The organism is Staphylococcus sp. EG-SA-14 (assembly GCF_017151935.1).
In the GTDB taxonomy this organism is placed as follows: domain Bacteria; phylum Bacillota; class Bacilli; order Staphylococcales; family Staphylococcaceae; genus Staphylococcus; species Staphylococcus aureus.
Map to the genome: position 1 here is coordinate 1 of NZ_JACVZM010000110.1, position 246 is coordinate 246.

Below are 246 nucleotides of genomic sequence, written 5' to 3' on the forward strand. Positions count from 1 at the left end.
GCTAATCCATCAATTAGCGGCTGTTCTGGACCTATAACTACCCAATCAACATTTTGCTGTTTAGCAAAATCTAGTATCCCTTGATGATCAGATTCTGAAATTTCAGTGTGTACTTCAGCTATAGGTGCTGGACAAATGAATCGTGTCGGTGCTGCTAAAATTGCGTTAGAGAGAGCTATTGAAATCAATGATCATGTAGCGTTAGTATCTGATGGATTTTTCCCTATGGGAGATACAGTTGAACTT

2 pseudogenes are annotated in these 246 nt (G+C 39.0%); one reads left to right on the forward strand and one right to left on the reverse strand.

Annotation, left to right across the window (positions count from 1 at the left end):
* Positions 1-125 (reverse strand): annotated as a pseudogene (locus IDG63_RS14540) (phosphoribosylamine--glycine ligase); the annotation flags it as partial.
* On the opposite strand from IDG63_RS14540, the pseudogene IDG63_RS14850 reads away from it, so the two are divergent.
* Positions 112-246 (forward strand): annotated as a pseudogene (locus tag IDG63_RS14850) (hypothetical protein); the annotation flags it as partial. The pseudogenes IDG63_RS14540 and IDG63_RS14850 overlap by 14 nt on opposite strands.